The organism is Paludisphaera soli, assembly GCF_011064595.1.
Taxonomy (GTDB): domain Bacteria; phylum Planctomycetota; class Planctomycetia; order Isosphaerales; family Isosphaeraceae; genus Paludisphaera; species Paludisphaera soli.
Window position 1 is genome coordinate 417,611 of the sequence record NZ_JAALJI010000002.1, and the last position, 22,158, is coordinate 439,768.

Consider the following 22,158-nt stretch of genomic DNA (forward strand, 5'->3'; position numbering starts at 1 on the left):
GGCCCCCGCGTCGTCAGGACCGGCGCGGTCCTCCCGTCGCGAACTCGCCTTCGAGGGCCGGCGTCGTCCGCATTTCGCCGGAATGTGGCATGGTGAGTCCGGGGTGCGCGCCGAATCCGGCCGGGATCGTTCGACCCACCGTCGTCGTCCGAGCGGAAGACGAAAAGCGCGCCGAACGAACCCAATCCACGAACCCGCGATCCGATGCCAATCTGTTTTATGAGAAAGCTTTACGTCGACTGGGTTCGTTCCCGCGCCGGCGGGAACGAACCCAATCGCGGGATCGCGCCGGGGTCAGTCGGTGGGGACGACCGGGGGGGCCCAGGGGGGGAGGTCGCAGAGGCCGCCGCCGCAGAAGGTGTGGTGCCAGAGCTGGGTGGTGACGACGCAGGTCAGGCCCACGTCGTAGACGAATCGGGGGATGGTCATGCGGGGCATGCGGACCTGGATCGCCCGCTGGCGGCGGACCGCCTCGGGGTCGAAGTAGCCGGTCCTCGCCAGCGATTCGGGGCTCAAGAGCTGGTCGACCCAGGGGGGCCGGTGGGGGCCCAGGAACGTGCCGGACATGCTGGTGCGGAACATCGTCTTGGGCCGGTCGGCGATCGGCTTGGGGAGGATCCGCCGGGCGACCTGGCGGAGGAGCCACTTCTCGGTCCGGCCGCGAAGCTTGTACTCGGGGGCGATCCCGGAGGCGAACGCCACCACGTCGTCGTCGAGGAACGGGTAGCGGGCCTCGACGGAGGAGTTCATGGCGATGCGATCCCCCTTCGAGATCATCAGGAGGCCCGCGAGCATCACCTTGTAGCCGACGTAGAGCGACTGGTTCAGCGGGTCCCAGCGAGACATCCGCTCGTTGGGCACGTCGAGGTCCGCATACGGGTCGTGCCCGCCGAGCCTCGCCTGCATCGACCCCGAGTAGAGGATCGGCTTGCACTGCGAGATCATTTCGTACATGTCCTGCTGGGCCGTGCGGACGCCGTGGATGGCCCCCTCGGGGGGGACGGCGAAGCGCCGGCCGCTGATGGACCGGCCGGCCAGGTTCCGGGCCATGCGGGGGATGGTCCGGCCGACGACCCGGTAGGCGGCGTCGCGGACCTTCTGCGTCTTGTACCAGACGTAGCCGGCGAGCGCCTCGTCGGCCCCCTCGCCCGTGAGCGTGACCTTGTAGCCCTGGGCGTGGACGGCCTGGGCCAGCCGCAGCAGGGCCGCGCACGACGTGTCGACGATCGGCCCCTCGGCCGCGCGGACCAGCTCGGGGAAGGCCTCGGCCACCCGCGAGCGGTCCATCACGACCGTGGTCAGGGGCGAGCCCAGGGTCTGAGCGGCCTCGGTCGCGTGGGCCCGCTCGTCGGGGCCGGCGCGGTCCAGGCCGATGGTGAACGCGGGGATCGGATCTTTCCGCAGGCGGCTGCAAAGCCCGAGGACCACGGTCGAGTCCAGCCCGCCGCTGATGTAGGTGACGACCGGCACGTCGCTGCGGAGCCGCCGCTCGACGGCCGTTTCCAGACGCCCTTGCAGCTCGTCGACCAGCGGCGTCGGGTCGGCCAGGCGGGTCTCGTCGCCGGCGTCGGGGAAGTCCAGGTCCCAGTAGACCTTCTTCTCGACGCGGTCGCCCCGGACCCTCAGGAAGTTGCCGGGGGCGATCGAGGTCACGCCGTGGAAGAAGGTCCTCGTGGTGCCGGAGCAGAAGAACGTGAACAGGTGATCGATCCCGCGCACGTCGGCCTCGGCGCGGACCATGCCGGAGGCGAGGATCGCCTTGATCTCGGAGCCCCAGAGGAGCCAGCCGTCGGCCTCGGCGTAGTAGAGCGGGCAGATGCCGATCCGGTCGCGGCCGAGGATCAAGGTCCGGGTCTTGCGATCCCACAAGGAGACGGCGAACTGGCCGCGGGCCTCCTCGAACATCCGCTCGCCGAGGTCCTCGTACAGGTGGACCCAGGCCTCGGTGTCGCAGCGGGTGGCCAGGGTGTGGTCGCGTTCGAGGAGCTTCTTGCGGATCTCCGGATACTCGAACAGCTCGCCGTTGAAGGCGACCCAGACCGAGCCGTCCTCATTGGAGAGCGGCTGCCGGCCGCCGGCGAGGTCGATGATCGCCAGCCGGCGGGCCCCCAGCGCGACCCCCGGCTCGATGTGGACCTGCTCGTCGTCCGGCCCGCGATGCTCGATCGCGGCGGTCATGGCCAGCAGCCGCCGCGCGGGGAATTCCCTCTGGCCGGTCAGGTCGAACGCTCCGGCGATGCCGCACATTCCAGGTCTCCGAATCGTGGCCTCGCCTCCGCGAGGCCGGCGGCGGGCCGTCATGGCCCGATCCTGTCCAACGGACGCCGAGCCGATCGCATCTCGCGGCGCGACCGGCGGGCGTGCTCCCGGCGTCATTCCGAGGGGCCCGCCGCCGAGCCATCCGACGCCGGCTCGCCCTCGATCCGATGGATCGCGGTCAGCACGGTCGGCCGCTCCCACCTGCCCTGTTCGGCCGGCCCCGCGAGGTCGCGCAGGCGGGGCAGCGCGGATTTCGCGCGGGGGCCGAACGCCCCCAGCGCCTCGGCCGCGGCGAGCCGCGTATCGTCGTCCTTCGAATCGAGCGAGGAGGTCAGCGCCGCGAGGACGTCGTCCGCCAGCGGGGAACGCGGCGCGAGTCGTCCCAGCGCGAGGCAGACCGCGGGGGCCGGCGGGCCCGACTTGGCCCGGCCCGCGGCCTCGCGGAGGATCTCCAGCAGGATCGGCACCGCCGGCCCGCCGAGCTCGGGGCCGAATTCGGCCAGCCCCTGGGCGAACGCCGCCCTCCGGAGATCGGACTTCTCCTCGCGGAGCGCGGCGAGCAAGGCGGCGGCGGCCTCCTCCTCGCTCGACGTCCCCGGCGCGATCCGGCCCAACGCTCGGGCGGCGTTGCTCACGGGCTCCCAGCGGATCCAGCCGCCTGGCCCGTAGCTCATCGTCCCCCGCTCCGGCTCCGGCTCATTCAGCATCGCGACAAGGGCGGGGAGGCCGGGTTCGGCCGCCGCGCCGATCTCGCCGAGCACCGCGGCGGCCTGGCAGCGGACCTCGGGCTCGGCGTCGGACAGGGCCTCGACCAGTTGCGGGACGATCGCCTCCGACCGACGGCGACTGGGATCCTCGAGGATCAGGGAGAGCGACCCGGCGCACGCGTCGCGGACCTCGCCGTGGTTCGTCCGAAGGGCTCGAATCAGGACCAACGTCACGCGATCGAAGTCCGTCCGGCACGAGCCCAGGGCCCGGGCCGACTCGACGCGGACTCGCTCGGAAGCGTCCGAGCCCAGGGTCGCCTCCAGCGCCGCGAGCCCGATTCCCCCGCACTGGACCTGCCCGAGGGCCTTGGCGGCCGAGAGCCGCACGGTCTCATCGGGATCGCCGAGCGCGGCGATCAGGGGATCGGTCCAGGCCGAGGCCCCCTCGGCCCCGAGTTGGCCCGCGCCCGAACCGGCGATCCCCAGGGCCGCCCAGGTCCGGATCTCGGGCCTGGGGTCCCCCAGCGCGACGGCCAGGGCCTCGACCGCTCGTCGGCTCGAGGCCGGGTCTCCCGACCGGAGCGCCGCCAACGAGGCCTGGGTCAGGGCCTGGGACGCCATGGCCGCCACGCGGTCGTTGCCGTCGCGGACCGCCGCGGAGAGGGCCGGGAGCGCGGTCGGGACGTGGGGACCGTCGATCGTGGCGAGCCCCGCAACGGCCTCAAGCCGCTGATCGACGTCGCCGTCCCGGAGCATCCTCGACCAGCCGTGGACCGGCGCGAGGCTGTCGCGCACGACCCGGACGGCCCAGAATGTCAGGCCGCAGGTGGCGACCACCCCCATCAGCACCAGCACGCTGAAGCCCGGCTTGCGGGCGCCTCCCGCATCCTCCGCCGGGGGCGGCCGAAGTCGCCGTGTGAACCGCACTCGGGGGAATCTCATGGCGAATCTCCTGACGGCCGGCCCTGGCCCCCGGACGCCCGATAAACGCGGACATTCCCCAGCTTACCGCGACGTATGGACGCCTGCCATGAAGAGCCCGTGCCGAGGTGGAGACCGGGCGGGCGATCTGCGAACGGAAGCCGAGTCGGCCGAGTCTCGTCGTGGAGAGCGATCCTCAGCCCTACGGACCGACCGAGGACGCGGCGTCGATCCGGCGGACGGCCGACCCGGCGGCCTCGACGACCCGGTGATCCTCGCCCCCCGAGCCCGCGAGGGCTCGAAGCCGGGGCAGTGAGGGGCTCGCTCGGGGCCCGAACGCCCCCAGCGCCTCGGCGGCCTTGAGCCGCGTGTCGGAGTCTGCCGAATCGAGCGCGGCGGTGAGCGCCTTGATCGCGTCGACGGCGAGCGGCGAGCCGGGGGCGATCCGGCCGAGGGCGAAGCAGATCGAAGGGGCCGGGGGCATCGGCGGGGGATTGCCCACGGTCGCTTTCAAGACGTCCAGCAGGAGAGGCACGGCCGGCGTGGTGAGGTCGGCGCCGAAATCGGCGAGCGCCTCGGCGGCCGACGCCCGCGCGTCCTCGTCCTTTCCCTCGCGTAGTAGGGCGATGAGGGCCGACGTCGCCTCCTTCGCCCTGGGGGTCTCGGGTGCGATCCGTCCGAGCGCCAGGGCGGCCTGAGAGGCGGCCTGCCATCGGATCGGAACATTCACGGAAGGTCTCCACGTCTCGGGGCTGGACGGCTCGTGCAGCATGGCGACGAGCGGGGCCACGCTCGACTCGGCGGCGGGGCCGATCTCGCCCAGGGTGGCGACGGCGTGGCAACGGACCCGAGGATCGGGGTCCGCCAGCGCCTCGGTCAGCCTCGGCACGATGGCCGCGGACCTCCGCCGCGTGGGGTCGACGTGCATGCTGAAGAGGGCCGAATCGCAGGCTTCGCGGACCGGGGCCTCGTCCTTCCCGAGTGCGTGGAGCAGGGCGATCGTGACGCGATCGAAGTCCGTCCGGGACGAGCCCAGGGCGAGGGCCGCCTCGCTCCGGACTCGGGTTGAGGCGTCCGAGGCCAGGATCGCCTCCAGCGCCGCGAGGCCGGCTTCCCCGCAAGGGACCCGGGCGAGAGCCCTGGTGGCGGCGACCCGCACGTTCTCGTCGGGATCGCCCAGCGCGGCGAGCAGCGGGTCGGTCCAGGCCGAGGCCCCCTCGGGCCCGAGTTGAGCCGCGGCCGAATTGGCGAGGACCAGGGCTGTCCAGGCCCGGATCTGGGGCCTGGCGTCCCCCAGCCCGACGGCCAAGGCCTCGACCGCCCGTCGGCCGAGGTCGGGATCGCCCGCAACCCGCGAGGCCTGACCCAGGGCCTGGATGGCCTGGGTCGCCACGCGAGCGTCCGGATCGAGGACCGCCGCGGAAAGGGCCGGGAGCGCGATCGGGACCTGGGGCGCCTCGATCGCCGCGAGCGCCGCGGCCGCTTCCTGACGCTGATCGACCTCGCCGTCCCGGAGCATCCTCGACCAGGTGTGGACCGGCGCGAGGTCGTCGCGCACGACCCGGGCGGCCCAGAAGGTCAGGCCGCAGGTGGCGACGATCGCCATCAGCGCCATGACGCTGATGGAGGGCTTGCGGGCGCCACCCGGATCCTCCGACGGGGCTATCGAGCCTTGCCTGGTGAACCACGCGCGGGGACGTCTCATGGCGAATCGCTCCATCGGCCGAACCTGGTCCCCGGATTCTCTATGAGGCCGGACGCCCCACAGCTTACCGCGACCTCCCGGCCCCCGGCATGAGCCGTGCGTCCGGCCGACGAGGCCGGTCGGAGGCGGCGGGCCACGTGGGCGCGAACGCCTGGGACGACTCTCAAGGGTCGGGCTCCGCTTCCGACGGGCCCTCCGGCGTGATTCCCTCGATCCAACGAATCGCAGAAAGTGCGGCGGATCGACCGCTCGATTTCAGCGAGGAGGCCGCGAGTTCCCGCAGGCGGGGCAGCGCGGATTTCGCCGACGGGCCGAAGCTTGCGAGGGCCCTGGAGGCGTTGGCGACCTTGGCCGGTCGGTCGCCGTCGAGCGCGTCGATCAGCCCGGCGATCGCCTCGTCGGCCTGCGGGGTGCCGGGGGCGATCCGCCCCAGAGCCTCGCAGACCGCCCCGACCAAGAGGTCGCCCTGCGGCGCTTCTCGACGAAGGGCACCGAGAAGCATCGGCACGGCGCGTTCCGCATCCTCGGGGCCGAATCGCGCGAGGGCCTCGGTGGTCTTCAAGGGCCTGGCCCCGTACATGCCCCTTTCGAGGATGGAGATCAGCACCGGGATGGCCTCCACGGTCCGGGGGGACACGTCGACGAGATCGCCCAGGGCCTGGGCGCCCTGGACGATCGGATCCCAGAGCGAGAGGTCGCCGGTCGGCCTGGCCGGGTCGTAGGAGTCGACCTCTCGCCGCAACATGTCGATCAGGGCCGGGACGCTCGACTCGGCCTCGGGGCCGCTCTCGCGGAGGATCGCGGCGGCGTGGCTGCGGGCCCGAGGCTCAGGGCTGGCCAGCGTCTTGATCATCTCGGGGACGAGCGCCGCAGTCCGCGGCGGGAAGTCTCGAATCGCGGCCTCGATCGCGGCCCGCGACGAGAACAGCGGATCGCGCAGGCCGGCTTGCCGGACGAGCGACTTGTGGCAGGCGTCGCGGACCTCCGGTTCGTCCGTCCCCAGGGCGCGGACGAGTCGCACGGCGATCGCGTCGCGTCCCGCCCGAAAGCTCCCCAGCGAAAGGGCCGCCGCGGCCCGAACGGGAGCGGAGGGGTCCCGCTCCAGGGCCGCCGTCAGGCCTTCGGGCGCGAGTGTGGGAGCCAGTCCGGCGAGGACGCCGAGGGACCTGGCGGCCGCGGCCCTGACCCCATCCGACTCGTCCCCCAGCGTCGCCAGGAGCGCCCCCGCGTTGCGATCCAGGTCCGCGACGCCGAGGATCGGCGTCAGGGCGTGGCCGAGCCCGTCCGCCGCGGCTTCGCGGACGGCGGGCCTGGGATCTCTCATGGCTTCGATCAACGTCGCCAGCGTCTCGCGCGCGGCGTCGGCCGCCTGGGGATCCTGGGAGGGTTTGGCCCCGTGCTGTAGCTTGACGAGCGCCCAGGCCGCCGCCACCGCGACGCGCTCGTCCGGGTCGCCGAGGGCCGCGGCCAGCGACGGGAAGGCCGCTTTCGCGTCTCCCCCCAGCATCGCGAGGTCCCAGGCCGCCGCGAGCCGCTCGTCGGCGGCGCCGTTTCGGAGCCGTCTCGCCCAGAGATGGACCGGGGCCATCGCCTCGCGCACCGTCATGCCGGCCCAGATGACCGCGCCCGAGGCGGCCACGAGGATCATCATGGTGCGGACGCCGAACGACCTCCCCCCGCCCGGCGCTTCGCCGGGGAGGAGGTTCGCCTCGGACGACGTGCGCCGCCGGAGGACTCGGATCGGGAACTTCATGCCGCCGCCCCCGCCCGGACCCTGGATCGGCCGCACCCGCGCGACCTCGATTCCCCGAAGCTCAAGCTAACCGGGGTGCGTCGAGACCGCCAAGGAATTCGGGGCCGGGCGAGCCTTCCGGTCGCTTCACTCGACGTGGAGCGAGTCGAGCGAGGAGCAGGTCGGCAGCGTGGGGTTGAGGAAGGTCTCCTCGCGGCGGCGGTAGGCCTTGCGATAGATGACCACGCCCATGATGCCGATCAGGACGGTGCCGAGGCGGAAGAGGCCGCCGCGGGGGCCGAGTGGGACGTAAAATGCCACGACTTCATTCCTCGCTTCATGTGGACGGTGACGGGCTTCAACAAGAGGTCGGGGCCGACGCCGGCGCGGAGCGGCTCGCCGTGGCGGCCGTCGCAGATGCTGCTGAGCCCGGCGAAGCGATCGCGGATCGTGGTGTGCAAGAGCGGGATCCGGGTCTGGGTCTCGCCGCACTGGTTGGCGAAGACGACCGGGATGCCCAGGTCCTCGGCGACCCGCCCGGGGATGTCGCTGCAGAGGGGGCCGACCCGGCCCAAAAGCCAGTGCCGGCGGCCGGTGCCGCGGTCGGCGAACTCGGGCCAGGCGGCCGAGACCACCGCCAGGTCGATCCGGTCGCGATACTCCTGCCAGACCCGGTCGTAGATCATGTCGGCGCAGACGGCGAAGCCCACGCGGCCCCAGGGGGTCGGCACGATCAGGGGGCTGCGGCCGGGGTGGAACCGGAACCGTTCCCAGAAGACGAGGTTCCGCTTGCGGTAGACGTGCAGGTCGCCGCCGGGGGTGCAGAAGGCGAGCGAGTCGTACAGGTGCCGCCCCTCGCGCTCGACGTAGCCGGCGGCGATGTGGAGGTTCCACTGCCGGGCGCGTCGGAGGAGGTAGGTCATCGTCGGCCCTTCCGGCGTCTCGCCGTAGGGCCCGAAGTCGGGGCAGAGGCTGTAGCCCGTGTTGAACAGCTCGGGCAGGACGACGAGTTCGGCCCCGGCGTCGCGGGCCTGCCGGAGCAGGCCGTCGGCGCGCTGGAGGTTGGCCGAGAGGTCGAGCAGGTCGCTCGGCATTTGTACGGCGGCGGCCATCAACTTCACTTCAGTCCACCTCCACATCCCTGAGGACGGCGAACGCGATGTCGGGTCTCGGTTCGCGGGGGAGCGATTCCCCCGGTTGGGACCGGCCCCGCCGATTTTCCTCGATCATCGGAATCGGCGGGCCGGCGTCTTGAGCCGGACGATCCTGTCCGGCCCGGTTCGAGGCTCATCGATCAGGCTGCGTGCATCAATCGAAGCCCAGCCAGGCGAGGAACCCGCGCCGCCGGGGCGTCGGGGGAGCCTGGGACTCGGCCCGGAGGTTGTTGGCCCGGTCGTACAGGTCGTTGGCCGCGGGGGACTGCGCCGGCTGGAGGTCGTAGGTGAACTCGCGCTCGTCCCGCAGGGTGAACGGCACCACGTTCTCGGCGAAGAACTCGGTGAGCAGGTTGTCCCACCAGGGGGCGGGGACCGGCTGGATGACGGTCTTGGTCTCGAAGCCGTCCTTGATGAGGGTGACCTCGCGGTCGCCGTAGAAGGTGAACTGCTTCGAGACCGGCGTCGGCCCGATCTCCTCGTCGTTGACGATCACCTGCGCGCCGGGGGGCTCGCTCCGGATCGTGTAGCGACGGATCACGCAGCCGGTGTTCAGGCACAGGCAGGCGACCGCCAGCGCGAGGCTCGCCGCCGCGCGACGGCCCACCTTCGGGGAACTCACCATCCTTGGCTCTCCCATCTCGCCGGCCGGACCCGGCCAATCCCGAGGACGTCCCCGTCGGGGCGCGTCGGCGCTCCGCGGGGCGAGGGCGGCCGGGATTCTAACCTTGACGCCCTAACCCGGCAAGGCGGCTTGAGCCGCGAAATCGGCGTCCCCGTCAGGCCCCGGAATCCTCCCCCTCGCCCCGCGTCATGTGCAGGAGCGGGAACGGGTTCCCCTGCCCGTCGCGCGGCGATCGGCCCGCCACGCGGAACCCCATCCGCCGGTAAAAGCCGACGGCCTGGGGGTTTTGCTCGTTGACGTCTACCTCATCGCACCCCAGCCGATCGACGGCGTGGTCGACCAGCATCCGGCCCACGCCCTCGCCTCGGCGTTCCGGGGCCACGAACAGCATCTCGATCTTCCGGCCGGAGGTCCCCAGGAATCCGACCAGCGCCCCGGAATCGTCGCGGACGGCGGCCAGCTCGACGGCGTCCAGGTACTGGTCGAGGATCAGCGGCTTCATGACCTGGATGTCGACCTCGGTCAGGAAGTCGTGCGTGGCGCGCACGGAAGCCTCCCAGATCCGAACCAGGTGGGGATAGTCGGGCTTCGAGACGGGGACGATCGTCATGGCCGCTCCTTCGCCACATCTTGCCGCACCCGCCCCGCCGCCGCAAAGGGAAACGCCTTGGCGCGTCCGGGACGCCCTGCGATCATCGGTTTCCGGGCTCGGGCCGAGCCCCTCGCCATCCTCCCTTCGCCAGGACAGAGCCCGCCATCATGACGATCCGGATCATCCGCCAGCCGCTGACGACCGTGGACGCGCCCTGGATCGCCGTGGGGATCTTCGAGAAGAACGGCGGGCCCGCGTCCGACCTGACCGGGACCTCGATCGAGGCCCTCGCCGCCAGGCTGTTGGAGGAGAAGGAGATCAAGGGGTCGGTCGGGGAGACGACGGCCCTGCACGAGCCGGTCGGCTTCCTGACCAGGGGGGTGCTGCTGGCGGGCCTCGGTCCGAGGGCCAAGTTCGACGCCCGCAACGCCTACGCGGCCGGCGTGGCGCTGGCGAAGCGGCTGGCCGGCAAGCCCCGCGAGAAGGTCGCGGTGAGCCTGGCCGCCGTCCTCGAAGCGGGCGACGCCGCGCCCGTCTCGGCGCTCGTCGAGGGCCTGATCGTCGGCATGCAGGGGCCCGGCCTGCACAAGACCGAGCCCAACCGGCACCCGTTCGAGGTCGTCTTCGTCGCCCCCGACGGCACTTCGGACGAGCGGCTCGTGGGGTTGGAGCGGCTCGCGGCCCGGGGCGAGGTCGTCGGCCAGGCGGTGAACCTGGCGCGGACGCTGGCCAACACGCCCCCCTCGGAGAAGCCGCCCAAGGTGCTGGCCGAGGTGATCCGCAAGGCGGCCGAGGAGCACGGCGTCGCGGTCGAGGTCTGGGACCCGGCGCGGATCCGGGCCGAGCGATTCGGCGGGCTTTTGGCCGTGGCCGCCGGCTCCGACGAGCCGCCGGCCTTCGTGACCCTCGACTACCTCAACGGGGGCGACGCCCCGACCCTGGCCCTGGTCGGCAAGGGGGTGACGTTCGACTCCGGCGGCCTCAGCCTCAAGCCGAGCGCCTCGATGGAGGACATGAAGGCCGACATGACCGGCGCGGCGGTGGTCGTCGCGGCGATCCTGGCGGCGGCCCGGCTGGAGCTTCCGATCAACGTCAAGGGATACGTCGCCCTGACCGAGAACATGACCGGCGGCCGGGCCATGAAGCTGGGCGACGTCCTCACGATGCGCAACGGCAAGACCGTCGAGGTGATGAACACCGACGCCGAAGGACGGCTGATCCTGGCCGACGCCCTCAGCTACGCGGCCGAGGCGCAGCCCGCGCGGATGATCGACCTGGCCACGCTGACGGGGGCCTGCCTGGTCGCCCTGGGGACGAAGATCGCCGGCCTGTTCGGCAACGAGGAGGCGTTCGCGAAGGAGCTGGCCGAGGCGAGCCAGGCGGCCGGCGAGCGGGTCTGGGCCCTGCCCCTCGACGACGACTTCAAGGACTCGCTCAAGAGCAGCGTCGCCGACATGAAGAACGTCGGGGCCCGCTGGGGGGGCGCGGTCACCGCCGCCAAGTTCCTCCAGGAGTTCGTCGCCGACGTCCCCTGGATCCACCTGGACATCGCCGGCCCGAGCTGGGCGGACTCCGAGTCCGCGAGCCGCGACGCCGGTGGGACCGGCTGCTTCGTCCGGACGCTGACGGTCCTCATGGAGGCTGCGGCCCGGTCATGACCCCCGGGATCGGGGCTCGGAGGAGGGAGAGGCCCGATTCAGCCCGCCGCGTGGCGAAAGCGTGGGCGGGCGGGGTCGAACCGGCAGGGGATCCGCGAGCTGTTGACGTCGAGGGCGGTCAGGATCGCGCGGATCTCATCCATCGGCTGGTCGGCGTCCATCGCCCACTGGATGATGTGGAGGTTCTCCTCGCCCCACTTGAAATGCTCGAGGATCGTGTCGACGAGCGGGGAGTCGGCCAGGCCGGGGCGTTTCACCACGCCGTAGGCCTTGGCGTCGAACTCGACCCAGTAGGTCTCGCCGTGGAGGTGTTCCAGCCACCGCTGGCGGACGAAGCGGTTCCAGAAGCGACAGATCCAGGCCCGGATCGCCATCTCCCCGAGGTCGTGGCCCGCCTTCTCGCTCTCGATCCACTTGAACCGAAGGGCCTCCAGCTCGGCGCGCTCCTGAAGACTCGATCGGACCTTCGGCTCGATCTCGGCTTCGGCCATGGACAGAGGCACCATCGACCCCTCCAAACAAGGACACGATCCGATCCCCGGCCTTTCTCACTCGGCCGGGAAGGCGGGCGAATGCAGACGGATCGGTCGGCCTTACCTGTATCTACTGGTAAAGCCCCGGAAACGTGGGCGAGCCCGGATCGATTTTTCGCCGAGATTGGACTGGAGTCGAAGTTACGCCCTTTTTCGCGCCCCGGCAAGTCTCTTCTCGAAAGGCCCCCGTCGCGCCGGGGCGGATCCTCGGGAGCCTCCTCGACGAGGTCGGGCCGGTGTCGTTTTGCAGCAACATGGCCGACCCAGGGGAGATTTCGGGATCATCGAGCCGACGAGCTGGAGAACCAAGCAAGCTTCGTGCCGAACATGACGGCGACCCCCGCTCGGCCCGCCGCGCAGGGCCCCACGGGCTGCGGCGCCACGGCCCGCCAGCGGACGCGGCCGTCGAGCCCGGCGCAGAGGACGTGGACGTCCTTGCGGGCGATGCGGAGCGGCCGGCCTTCGGGGTCGAGCGCGTAGACGTCGTTGGCACCGCCGCCGGGGGCCCCTTCGTACCGGACGTCGCCGGCGCCGTCGAACGCCAGGGCGCGGCCGTCGGCCGAAGCGATCACGGCGAACGGCCCGAGCCGGGCGAGCGACCAGGCCTCGAAGGGGAGCCGGCGGCTCCAGGCCACGCCCCCCCGGAGGTCGTGCCCCTTCAGCTCCTGGGCCCGCCGGGCCAGCGTGATCCAGGCGAGCCCCGGCGGCGAGCCCTCGGGGGCCTCGATGAGGAACGGCGGGTCGGCCGCGTCGAAGCCGCCGCTCGGCGTGATCTCGCCCGCCGGGTCGAAGACCAGGAGCCGGCCGTCGTTGGTGGTCGCCGCGGCGAAGCCCTCGACGCCGATCGCCACGTCCTCGATCGCCGAGGGCAGCTCGTGCTTCCAGACCCAGCGCCCCGCCGGGGTCGCGCGGCCGATCCGGTCGCGCTCCTGGACGATCGCCAGTCCGAAGGAGTCGGGCTTGATCGCCAGGTGGGTCAGCTCGACCAGCCGGAGGTCCACCCGCCGACTCTCCCCGCGCCTCAGGTCGCAGAGGGCCACCTGGCGGTCGGTGGCCGCCGCCAGCCACCCCGGCGCGGTGCGGAGGATCCGGCCGACCCCCGTCGTCTCCGGCCCCGCCCCGAGCTTGCGGCCGTCCGTGCCGTAGAGTTCCAGCCGGTTCGGGCTGGAGAAGACGGCGATGCACGGCGGGTCGTCGCAGACGATCGACACCACGGTCTCGGCCTGGTCCTCGGTCTGCACCGCCTGCACCGCCCAGTCGGGGTTGCGGACCGATCCGGTCCCCCCACGCCCCCGGGCGGCCCCGCCGGCCGGGGCGGGCGCCGTCGCCGAGGCGCGGGCCGGCTTCGCCGCCTCGCGGCCGGCCGGGGGCCCGAAGAAGTCCAGCCGGGTGATCTCGCCGGTGGCCCGGCCGTGGATGGCGAACCGGCCGAGGGGGTCGATCTCCAGCGCGATGACGGGGCGGTCCAGGCGGGTCCGCCAGCGGACGTTCCCCGCCGAGTTCATGATCGCCAGCTCCCCCTCGATCGTCGCCGCGGCGATCGTCCGGCCGGGGAAGTCGGGGACGGCGTGCGAGACGGTCCCCCCTAGGTGGTACGAGCCGGCGTTGCGGCCATCGAGCCCGAAGCGCTGGACGCCGTGCGTGAAGCAGCTCGCCAGGATCATCGAGCCGTCGCCGCTGCAGGTCAGCCGGCCCACGTTCGACATCAGGCGGTCCTGCCAGGCGACCTCGGGCTCCAGCCGGCCCGGCGTGCGCGAAGCCTCCAGGTCCACCCCCGCGAGCATCCCGAACGCCGCGGCCCCGACCACGAACGGCCGGTCGGGGACGAAGCAGAGGTGCGCGATCGGCTGGATCGTCTCGATCCGCCCCGCCGCCCGGCCGTGGCGGTTCACGAGCTGAACCGCCCCCAGCCGGCTCCCCACGGCGACGTAGCGGCCGAACGGGTCGGTCGCCACGAACGACGCCTCGCCCGGCGCGGCGCGCTCGGCCTGGATCTCCAGGTCGCCGCTGAGGATCAAGAGGCCGGCGTCGTCGTTGTCGCAGAGGATCGCGACCAGCGAGCCGTCGTCGCTGATCGTCCCGGCCAGGACCCGGTTCGGCGACCGCGTGGACGAGGTCATCTCGCCGTGGACGTTCAGCAGGTAGAGCTGGTTCCCCTCGTCCCAGGCGAGGATCCGGCCCGCCTCGCGCGCGAACGCCAGCCCCTTCAACGGCGACTCGGTGACGACCGTCCAGGACTCCTCGGGCTCCAGCCGCGTGTTGCTGCGGGCGCTCATCTCGGACATGGGGAGCGTCTTCACCCTCGTCGAAGTTCCCTGGGCGGCCGGTCCCGACGAGCGTCGGAGCCTCGCCGTCGATCGTCGCCTGCGGGGCGGGGAAAGGCAACCCCTGCCCGCGATCGTCGGGTTGACAGGATCGGGCTTCGGGGTATGAACAGGCTCGTCCCCCACGCGGGAAGTCCGAATGGAGTCGAGGCTTGAACGATCCGACCTCCCCGATCCCTCGGCGCCGAAGACTCGCCCGGCTGCTCATCGCGGCCGGCTGGTGGGGGCTCGTCGGCTGGTTCGTGCGCGAGACGCTGCGGACCCGCGACGCGGGCGCGGAGCACCTGATCGCGGCCGCGGCCCTGGCGTATCTCGCCGCCTGGTGCCCGATCCTGGCCCTCGCGCGATGGAGCCCGCCGGGGAAGCTCGCGCGGTTCGGGGCGTGCACGGCGTCGATCGCGGCGGCCTTCCTGGCGGTCGAGATCCCGGCGGCCCTCGGCGTCGTGGACTACCGCGAGGTCTTCCACACGCCGACGCCCCCCTGGAGGCGTTCCGGCAACCTCCCCGACCCGGACCTGCTCTACGCCCGGAAGCCCGACCAGCGGCTGCGGCTGCGGTTCGAGGGTTCGGACCGCCACGGCCTCCGCGACGCCCCCCCGGCGACCCCCTACACCTGCGACGTGACGCTCGACGGCCTGGGCTTCCGCAATCCGCCCGGCCTGGAGGCGGCGGACGTCGTCCTGGTCGGCGACTCGTTCGTCGAGGGGCTGCAGGTGGGCGACGACGAGCTGATCTCCACGAAGCTCGCCGAGCGGATGGGCGCCCCGGTGGCCAACCTGGGAAGGACCGGCTACGGACCCCGGCAGGAGCTGGCCGTGCTGGACCGCCACGCGGCGGGGTTCAGGCCCCGGGCGTGCGTCTGGTTCTTCTACGAGGGGAACGACCTGCAAGACCTGGCGGCCTACGAGTCCGACCGCGAGCGGGTGAAGGCCCTGCGGCCCGAGTCCCCTCGCCGGGCCTGGTACGGCCGGTCGTTCGTCCGCAACGCCGCGGGCTGGCTGACCCGATCGTCGGCCCGCGACGCCACGGTCCCTGCCCGCGAGCGGGCCGGCGCGTTCCGAGACGACCAGGGCGCTTCGACCCCGATCTACTTCTCCTGCGGCGTCCACGAGGGAGACGCCGAAGCCGTCCCCGGCCGCGCCAAGCCCGAGACGATGGCGCGATTGAAAGAGGTCTTCGCCGAGGCCGAGGCCCTCTGTCGGGCGCGCGGGATCGAGCTGGTCGTGGCCTTCGTGCCGTCGAAGTTCCGAGTCTACCGAGACCTCTGCGCGTTCGAGGCCGGCTCCCCCTGCCCCGGCTGGCCGGTCGACGACCTGCCGAACGCGGTCGCGAAGGCGGCGCGGGAAGCCTCGCCGGCGATCGAGTTCGTCGACCTGACCCCCCGGCTCCACGCCGAGGCGGAGGCCGGGAAGTTGGTCTACCTGCCGGACGACACCCACTGGTCGGCCGACGGCCACCAGGTCGCGGCCCTCGCGATCGCCGAGCGTCTCGACGACCGCGAGCGGGCCTCGACGGATTCAGCTCACTTGGGGGCCGTCGCCGCGCCCTGAGCCGGGGCTGGACTGGCGGACTGGATCGACCGGATGAAGGCGATCAAATCCTTCAGGTCGGCCGGCTTCAGGTCGGCTTCGAGCCCTTCGGGCATGAGCGAGATGCCCGTGGAGGCGATCTGCTCGATCTGGTCGCGGGGGACGACCTCGGACACCCCCTCGGCCCGCTTCAGGACCAGCGCGGCGGTCGATTCCGAGGCGATGATGCCCGAGATCACCCGGCCGTCGGCGGTCGCCACGTTGTAGTTCAGGTAGTTGGCCGCGACCTCGCGGTTGGGGTCCAGGACGTGGGTGAGGATGTCCTCCGGCGACCGCCCGGCGACGGTCGCCAGGTCGGGGCCGACCTCGACCCCCTGGCCCTCGGCGCGGTGGCAGGTGGCGCAGGCCTTGAGGTAGACGGCCCGGCCCTTCTCGCGATCCCCCTCGCCGTCGAGCGCCGGCTTGAACGCCGCGATGACGGCCGAGCGCTCGCGGGGGGCGTCGGCCGAGCCGAACGACTTGAGGGCGCGGGCTCGGATCGACGAGTCGGGATGCTCGCGGAGCTGCTTGAGCCGGAGCGGGTCGATCTCCGCCGTGGCGAGCTTCTTGGACTCGATCGCCTCCAGTAGGGCGCTGATCCCCTCGACACGGCTGAACAGGACCTCGGCGGCCTCGCGACGAGCCGCGGGGCTCATCGCCTTCCACTGGCCGAGGACCCCTTCGGCGACCGCCGGCCCGGCCTGCTCGCCCAGCGCCCGCAGCGCGGCGAGCTGGACCTCGGCGGGCTGACGGGCGTCGAGCAACGGAGGCAGGACCTCCAGCGCTCGCTCGGGGCCGCTCAGGCCGACCAGGGCGATCGCGACGGCGCGGCGGCCGGCGGGCTGGTCCGAGTCGGCGGCCTCGGCGGCCGAGTCGAACAGGGCGTCGAGCCGCTTCCAGGTGGCGTCGGAGAGCGTCTCCTGGAGCGAGCCCCGGGCCCGCTTGAGCCCCGCGCCGACGGCCAGGACCACGCGGCCCCGCAGGTCGTCGGGCAGCTCCTTGGCGTACAGGTCGGCGACGACCTTCTCGATGGCCCCGGCGTCCTTCGCCTGGCCGATCATCGTCGCCAGGTCGTCGAGCCAGGGGCGGCCCTGGGCTTCGACCAGGAAATCGTCGTCGGCGAGCCGGGCGAGCAGGTCGGGGGCGTGGCCGGCGATCGAGGTCAGGACCGCGGCTCGGGTCCAGCGGTCCCCGGCGTCGCGGCGGGCGAGGGCGGCCAGCGCGTCGAGCGCGCGGGGGTCGTCGTTCACGTCGCCCAGGGTGAGGGCGGCCTGGAAGCGGACCATGGGGTCGGCGTCGTCGGCCAGGGGGAGGACGTTGGAGATCAAGGCGCGGTCGGCCTTCACGCGGCCCTCGGCGAGCTTCGCGGCCCGCTCGCGGACGCGGGGCTCGGGGTCGGCCAGGGCCATGGCGACGTCGGCGTCGTCGAGGACGCCGAGGGCGTCCATCGTCCAGAGGGCGTGGAGCCGGCCGAGGGGCGTGGGCCGGTCGGCCGCCAGCTTGCGGAGCGCGGGGGCGGCGGCGACCTCCTTGCGCTCGATCAGGAGCCGCTGGGCGGTCTCGCGCCACCAGGCGTCGGGGTCGGCCAGGAGGGCGACCAGCTCGGCGGCGGGGGCCTTGCTCAGGCGGGGGGCGCGGAGCGGCCGGGGGCCGTCGGCGAGCAGCTCGTAGAGCCGCCCTCGGTCCTTGCCGCTGGTCAGGTCCAGGTGCTTCTTGATCGGCTCGGGGATGGAGATTGGGTGCTCGATCGTCTCGCGGTACATGTCGACGATCAGGAGCGTGCCGTTGGGGGTGTTGGCGAAGTTCACCGGGCGGAACCAGTTGTCCTTCGAGGCCAGGAACTCGACACCCTCGTCGGCCCGCTCGGCCACGCAGACGGCCCCGGCGATCCCCATCGTCTTGCGATGCACGAGGTTCCCCCCCACGTCGCCGACGAAGGCGTTGCCGCGGTAGGCCTCGGGATAGGCCGACCCCCGATAGATCGTGACTCCGGTGGCCGACGTGAAGTAGCCGAAGGCGAACTGCTCGGAGTGCGAGAGCTTCTTGAGCATCGCCGGGTCGGCGACGCGCTGGCGGGTGCGGACGACCCGCCAGGGCTCGGGCTCGCTGATGCGGAAGACCGGGGCCGAGGCGCCGTCGGTGGGGATGTCCAGGATCACGGCCGGCGGGACGTAGGCCGGGTTGCGCTCCACGTCGCGCGAGGGGAGGACGATCTGGCGGATGTGGTTGCTGTTGCCGCAGGTGAACTCGTGGCCCCAGTCGTCGGTCGAGAAGCCGAACTGGCCGCCGCCCGAGACGGCCTCGAACGCCAGGGTGTCGGGCTTGAACCGGAAGTCGCGGCCCCGGACGGAGACGGCCGGGCGGTCGGCGTGCTCGACGGTCCGGATCAGGCCGCCGTTGCTGCTGGTGACGCCGTGGATCCAGCCGTCGTCGCCCCAGTGCAGGCTGTTGAGCAGCCCCTGGACGTTGCCGGTCTCGAAGCCGGTGAAGACGACCTTGCGGACGTCGGCCTTGCCGTCGCCGTCCGTGTCCTTGGCGTAGAGGATCTCGGGCGCGACGGCGATGAAGACGCCGCCGTCGTAGGGGACGACGCCGGTGGGCCACGTGAGGCCGTCGGCGAAGACGGTGCGGGCGTCGAACCGGCCGTCGCCGTCGCGGTCCTCCAGGCGGGCGACCGTGCCCGAGGGCCTGTCCTCGACGAACGGATAGCCGCGCATCTCGACGACGTAGAGCGCGCCGTCGGCGTCGTAGGCGACGGCCACCGGGCTCTTGACCAGGGGCTCGGCGGCCACCTGGTCGAGCCGGAACCCCGGGTGCAGGGCGAACGAGGCCAGCGCCTCGGCGGGCTCCCTGGCGGGGATCCTCGGCAATTCGCGGGCCAGGTCGTCCTGGGCCGTCGCGGTCGTCGCCACGCCCAACAGGATCGTCAGGGCGAGGCCCTGGTAACGCTGCAACATCCTTCCGCGACTCCTCGAAGATCGTTTGAGTGCCAGGCCGGGGGCGGCCCCGACCGGCGAGACGATGAACCTTCCGCGACGGCCGGAAGAGGAGGCCGAGGCTTCGCCCGGATACGTCGGTGCGGGTTGCGATCGGGGACCCGGGCCTCAGCCCTGGATGGCGTTGGTGCGCCCCAGGGCGATGTCGAAGTCGCCGACGGCGGGGACGAGCATCGCCATCAGGGCGAAGCCGTAGACCCCGGCGCTGACGAGCAGGGCGGCCAGGAAGTCCCCGTTCAAGAGGCTGATGATGCAGTAGAACGAGCAGAACGGCGTCAGCAGGGCCACCAGGGCGATCGCCCGCGACGGGTTCTTCGCCCCCAGCGAGCCGAACAGGGCCACGCTCCCCGCCCCGATGAAGATCATGAAGCTCAGGAGCTGGCGGCCGAACTCGCGGTCGCTGAAGATGATCAGGTAGGCGCAGAGCAGGATGCCCACCATCAGGAAGAAGATCGTCCCCAGGCTGTGGGCCACGGCGGTCCGGCTGCTGGTGTAGGTGATCGCGTCGTGCAGGCCGAGCATCGCCGCGAAGTGGCAGAAGAGCAGGTAGTCGACCAGGAAGAAGACCAGGTTCTCGCCCGACATCCGGCCCGTCCACCAGAGGAACGCCGCGAACAGCATCGGCAGGACGACCATCTCCTTGGCGTTGTAGAGGACCCCGAAGAGCTTGCCGTAGATGAAGTCGCCTGGGGACAGCTCGGTCACCAGCAGCAGGTCGAGCGCGCCGGTGTCGCGCTCGCTGGTCAGCGAGGTCACCCCCTGGGCGTTGATCAGGACCAGGCTGAGGATCGCCAGGCCGACCGGGATCATGCCCAGGCCGCTCCCCAGCGGCTCCTCCAGCCCGGCCGACAGGTTCAGGAAGAAGCCGACGCCCAGGGCGAAGAGCAGGAAGTAGCAGGCCTTGATGATGAGCGGCTTGGAGCCGTAGGCCCGGGTCATCAGCTCGCGCCAGAGGATCGGGTTGGTCCAGGGCTTGCGGTACGGCCGGGCGGCCCCCGCCAGCCGGCGGTGGGTCCGCCGGGGGACGTGCAGCCCGGTGGTGGCGCCGACCTCGGCGTCGCGCCCGGCCTCGGGCTCGCCCCCCATCGTCGTCGCCGCCGCGGCCCGATCGCCGCCGACGGGCGCCCCGCCCTCGCGGCCGACGACCGCGGCCGCGGCCGTCGTCGTCGAGGCCGCGGCCGTCGTCGTCGAGGCCGCGGCCGCGGGGACGGCCTCCTCGCGGACCTCCACGAGCGTCTCGACCACCTCGGCGTCCCCCTCGCCCTTCTCCCTCGGCTCGTTGTTGCCCGGGTTCCAGACCCGGAGCATGGCCGTGCCGATCGCCACGATCGCCGCCGCGAACGTCAGCCGGACGGCGATGTAGACCACGCTCGTCGTCCGCACCAGGCCCGTCGCCTGGTCGGCCGCCGGGTAGAGCACGGCGAGCATCGCCCGATACGGGTTCAGGACCTCCTTGACCGGGACGCCCAGCAATTCCAGGTCGGGGAAGAAGACGCTGAACAGCTCCACCCCCGTCACCGAGAAGACCACCATCAGGATCGTCAGCGAGATCGACTGGAACGTCCGGTCCCGCCAGAGGGCCACCAGCAGCCCCATCGCCCCGCCGGCCACGCCCGACGCCGCCGTCACCGCGAACAGGTTCAGCACCTGGCCGAACGAGATCCCGCCGAACAGGGCGCAGAGCGACAGCAGGCCGATCCCCGCCCCCAGCATCACCACGATGTGCAAGAGCCCCGCCACCAGCTTGCCCAGCACGATCTCGTGGTCGGAAAGCGCGGTCATGAGCAAGAGCGTGAAGGTGCGGCGGTCCTTCTCGTAGGCGACGGCCGCCGCCGTCGACAGGGGCGCGAAGAAGAGCATCAGCGTGAGCTGGAGCATGGCGAACATGCCGTACAGCACGCCGCCGAAGCGGGCCATCAGGCCCAGCTCGCGGACGTCCTGCCACCCCACGATCGATTGCCAGGCGGTCCAGAGCAGGATGAACAGGAAGCAGGCGAACGAGGCCCGCCACAGGTAATATCGCAGGCTCCGCGGCGCGGTGAGCACTTCCCGGGCGATGATCGGTCCGGCGAACAAGGGCGGATCCCCCAACGATCGGAGAGAAGACAAAGGGCGGGAGGGGCGCGGGTGGACGAAGGAAAGGAGGATGGCTCCCGAAGGCGTCCCCGGTAGGAAAGTGTAGCAAACCCGGCCGCGCCCGACCAAGGGGTCTCGCGAGGCGGAGACGTTGACATCGGTCCGGCCGGTCCCGTAGAGTGCAATGAGCCCGTCGCATCCCCATTTGTCCAAACCGTGCGGAGCCCCCCGGCCGTGGATGACTCCGGTCGCCCGAAGATGGGACGATCCTGGTCCCGCGTCGCGATCGCGACCGCGGCCCTGATCCTCGCCGTCTCCGCCGGGTCCGAATCCCGCGCCGCCGGCTGCCACGTCCCCGAGCGCCCCGTCCTCTCGCGGACGACCTCGTGGGACGCCTGGGCGAACGCCGACCCGGCCGGCCTCGCCGCGCCCGCCGCGCTCCGCCCGCTCCCCTGCGAGGGGGAGACTCCCTACCGGGCCGGCCTCGACGCGCCCGCCGTCCCGGCCGCCGCGACGACGCCCGCCGCCCCGGAATCACCCCCGGCCTCCTCATCCCTCCGGCCCGCCGACGCACCCGTCGCGCCCCGGCTCGCCTCGACCCCGCTCGACCGCCCCCCCCGCGCCGCCTGACGCCCCCTTCGCATCGGGTCGTCGCGTTTCCTCAAGGCATCGGGAAAGGGTTCAGGCGTGGCTCACGCATCGATCGTCCTCGCGCGTCGCGTCGTCGCGGCGACGCTGCTCCTCGTCGCATCCGGGTGCGACCGGCCGTCGTCGCTGGAGGCGCGGGCCATCCCCAGGCTGACGCTCTCGGAGGGCTGGAAGCCGGTCGACCGCTCGACCTGGCTCGCGCCGGGGGTCCGGCTGGCCGCCTGGTCCGGCCCCGAAGGCTCGTCGCTGACCATCTACCGCAAGCTGCCGATCCCCGGCGGGACCGCCGAGCAGGTCGTCGAGTCCATGGCCAACCGGCTGACCCACCTCCCCGGCTTCCAGGTCCTAGAACGTCGGGTCGAGACGATCGCCGGGGTCCCGGCGGCGCGGGTCGAGGTCGTCGCGCCGGGGACCGGCTCGGAGATCGCCCCCAGCAGCGTGAACAAGGCCACGGCGCCCGAGGGGACGACCCTGACGCCGACCCGCGAGATCACCATCGGCTTCCCCCGCCGCGACGGGACGCTCTTCCTCGCCTGGCGGATGCCCGAATCGGCCCGGCTCGCCGTCACCCCGCAAGTCGAGGCGGCGCTGGCCGGGATGGCCCTGCCGCCCGACGCGGCGCCGACCACTTCGTCCTACTGATCGTTCGCCGGCCCGGTT

The 22,158-nt window shown here is 72.4% G+C and carries 15 protein-coding genes; 4 read left to right on the top strand and 11 right to left on the bottom strand.

The window, feature by feature from the left end; genetic code table 11:
• Nucleotides 1-294 precede the first annotated feature (294 nt).
• The 7 genes from asnB to G6O68_RS04630 form a co-directional block, all read right to left on the bottom strand.
• Nucleotides 295-2,247 (bottom strand): asparagine synthase (glutamine-hydrolyzing), encoded by a 1,953-nt coding sequence (gene asnB / locus G6O68_RS04600; protein WP_165245289.1) that lies wholly within the window; start codon nucleotides 2,245-2,247, stop codon nucleotides 295-297.
• Between the two features lie 125 nt (nucleotides 2,248-2,372).
• Nucleotides 2,373-3,908: a HEAT repeat domain-containing protein gene (locus tag G6O68_RS04605; protein WP_165245291.1), complete on the bottom strand. Its 1,536-nt coding sequence runs from the start codon at nucleotides 3,906-3,908 to the stop codon at nucleotides 2,373-2,375.
• 181 nt (nucleotides 3,909-4,089) lie between these two features.
• A complete protein-coding gene (locus G6O68_RS04610) occupies nucleotides 4,090-5,592 on the bottom strand; it encodes a HEAT repeat domain-containing protein (RefSeq protein ID WP_165245293.1) in 1,503 nt (500 codons plus the stop codon).
• Nucleotides 5,593-5,755: 163 nt separating this feature from the next.
• Entirely contained in the window at nucleotides 5,756-7,345 is a 1,590-nt protein-coding gene (locus G6O68_RS04615) for a hypothetical protein (protein WP_165245295.1), read from the bottom strand.
• A 239-nt stretch (nucleotides 7,346-7,584) separates the two neighbouring features.
• Nucleotides 7,585-8,436 carry a carbon-nitrogen hydrolase family protein gene (locus tag G6O68_RS04620; protein ID WP_240911050.1) on the bottom strand — a complete coding sequence of 284 codons (852 nt, stop codon included), beginning with the start codon at nucleotides 8,434-8,436 and terminating at the stop codon, nucleotides 7,585-7,587.
• A 196-nt stretch (nucleotides 8,437-8,632) separates the two neighbouring features.
• Nucleotides 8,633-9,103, bottom strand: coding sequence for a PEGA domain-containing protein (locus G6O68_RS04625; RefSeq protein ID WP_165245299.1), 471 nt, complete (start codon nucleotides 9,101-9,103; stop codon nucleotides 8,633-8,635).
• Nucleotides 9,104-9,257: 154 nt separating this feature from the next.
• Nucleotides 9,258-9,713 (bottom strand): GNAT family N-acetyltransferase, encoded by a 456-nt coding sequence (locus tag G6O68_RS04630; RefSeq protein WP_165245301.1) that lies wholly within the window; start codon nucleotides 9,711-9,713, stop codon nucleotides 9,258-9,260.
• A gap of 149 nt (nucleotides 9,714-9,862) precedes the next feature.
• On the opposite strand from G6O68_RS04630, the gene G6O68_RS04635 reads away from it, so the two are divergent.
• Entirely contained in the window at nucleotides 9,863-11,353 is a 1,491-nt protein-coding gene (locus tag G6O68_RS04635; protein WP_165245303.1) for a leucyl aminopeptidase, read from the top strand.
• A 38-nt stretch (nucleotides 11,354-11,391) separates the two neighbouring features.
• Here the strand turns inward: G6O68_RS04635 and G6O68_RS04640 are convergent, their stop codons facing one another.
• Nucleotides 11,392-11,859, bottom strand: a complete 468-nt coding sequence (locus G6O68_RS04640; protein ID WP_240911036.1) for a hypothetical protein — start codon at nucleotides 11,857-11,859, stop codon at nucleotides 11,392-11,394.
• A gap of 308 nt (nucleotides 11,860-12,167) precedes the next feature.
• Nucleotides 12,168-14,171, bottom strand: a complete 2,004-nt coding sequence (locus tag G6O68_RS04645) for a hypothetical protein (RefSeq protein WP_165245305.1) — start codon at nucleotides 14,169-14,171, stop codon at nucleotides 12,168-12,170.
• Nucleotides 14,172-14,362: 191 nt separating this feature from the next.
• On the opposite strand from G6O68_RS04645, the gene G6O68_RS04650 reads away from it, so the two are divergent.
• Nucleotides 14,363-15,760 carry an alginate O-acetyltransferase AlgX-related protein gene (locus G6O68_RS04650; RefSeq protein ID WP_165245308.1) on the top strand — a complete coding sequence of 466 codons (1,398 nt, stop codon included), beginning with the start codon at nucleotides 14,363-14,365 and terminating at the stop codon, nucleotides 15,758-15,760.
• Here G6O68_RS04650 and G6O68_RS04655 read toward each other — a convergent pair.
• Complete coding sequence (locus G6O68_RS04655; RefSeq protein WP_165245310.1) at nucleotides 15,733-18,735, bottom strand: PVC-type heme-binding CxxCH protein; 3,003 nt, start codon at nucleotides 18,733-18,735, stop codon at nucleotides 15,733-15,735. The two genes, G6O68_RS04650 and G6O68_RS04655, sit on opposite strands and share 28 nt — an antisense overlap.
• 147 nt (nucleotides 18,736-18,882) lie before the next feature.
• Nucleotides 18,883-20,850, bottom strand: a complete 1,968-nt coding sequence (locus G6O68_RS04660) for an ABC transporter permease subunit (RefSeq protein ID WP_165245312.1) — start codon at nucleotides 20,848-20,850, stop codon at nucleotides 18,883-18,885.
• Nucleotides 20,851-21,084: 234 nt separating this feature from the next.
• Between G6O68_RS04660 and G6O68_RS04665 the strand changes: the two genes are divergently transcribed.
• Both G6O68_RS04665 and G6O68_RS04670 read left to right on the top strand, forming a co-directional pair.
• On the top strand, nucleotides 21,085-21,480 hold the full coding sequence (locus G6O68_RS04665; RefSeq protein ID WP_165245314.1) for a hypothetical protein: 396 nt from the start codon (nucleotides 21,085-21,087) through the stop codon (nucleotides 21,478-21,480).
• 57 nt (nucleotides 21,481-21,537) lie between these two features.
• A complete protein-coding gene (locus G6O68_RS04670) occupies nucleotides 21,538-22,140 on the top strand; it encodes a DUF1795 domain-containing protein (protein ID WP_165245316.1) in 603 nt (200 codons plus the stop codon).
• The last annotated feature ends 18 nt before the right edge of the window (nucleotides 22,141-22,158 follow it).

Coding starts and splice junctions, on each gene's coding strand:
- G6O68_RS04625 (WP_165245299.1), bottom strand. CDS start 9,103: ATGGTGAGTTCCCCGAAGGTGGGCCGTCGCGCGGCGGCGAGCCTCGCG.
- G6O68_RS04640 (WP_240911036.1), bottom strand. CDS start 11,859: ATGGTGCCTCTGTCCATGGCCGAAGCCGAGATCGAGCCGAAGGTCCGA.
- G6O68_RS04615 (WP_165245295.1), bottom strand. CDS start 7,345: ATGAAGTTCCCGATCCGAGTCCTCCGGCGGCGCACGTCGTCCGAGGCG.
- asnB (WP_165245289.1), bottom strand. CDS start 2,247: ATGTGCGGCATCGCCGGAGCGTTCGACCTGACCGGCCAGAGGGAATTC.
- G6O68_RS04645 (WP_165245305.1), bottom strand. CDS start 14,171: ATGTCCGAGATGAGCGCCCGCAGCAACACGCGGCTGGAGCCCGAGGAG.
- G6O68_RS04655 (WP_165245310.1), bottom strand. CDS start 18,735: ATGTTGCAGCGTTACCAGGGCCTCGCCCTGACGATCCTGTTGGGCGTG.
- G6O68_RS04635 (WP_165245303.1), top strand. CDS start 9,863: ATGACGATCCGGATCATCCGCCAGCCGCTGACGACCGTGGACGCGCCC.
- G6O68_RS04620 (WP_240911050.1), bottom strand. CDS start 8,436: ATGGCCGCCGCCGTACAAATGCCGAGCGACCTGCTCGACCTCTCGGCC.
- G6O68_RS04630 (WP_165245301.1), bottom strand. CDS start 9,713: ATGACGATCGTCCCCGTCTCGAAGCCCGACTATCCCCACCTGGTTCGG.
- G6O68_RS04605 (WP_165245291.1), bottom strand. CDS start 3,908: ATGAGATTCCCCCGAGTGCGGTTCACACGGCGACTTCGGCCGCCCCCG.
- G6O68_RS04610 (WP_165245293.1), bottom strand. CDS start 5,592: ATGAGACGTCCCCGCGCGTGGTTCACCAGGCAAGGCTCGATAGCCCCG.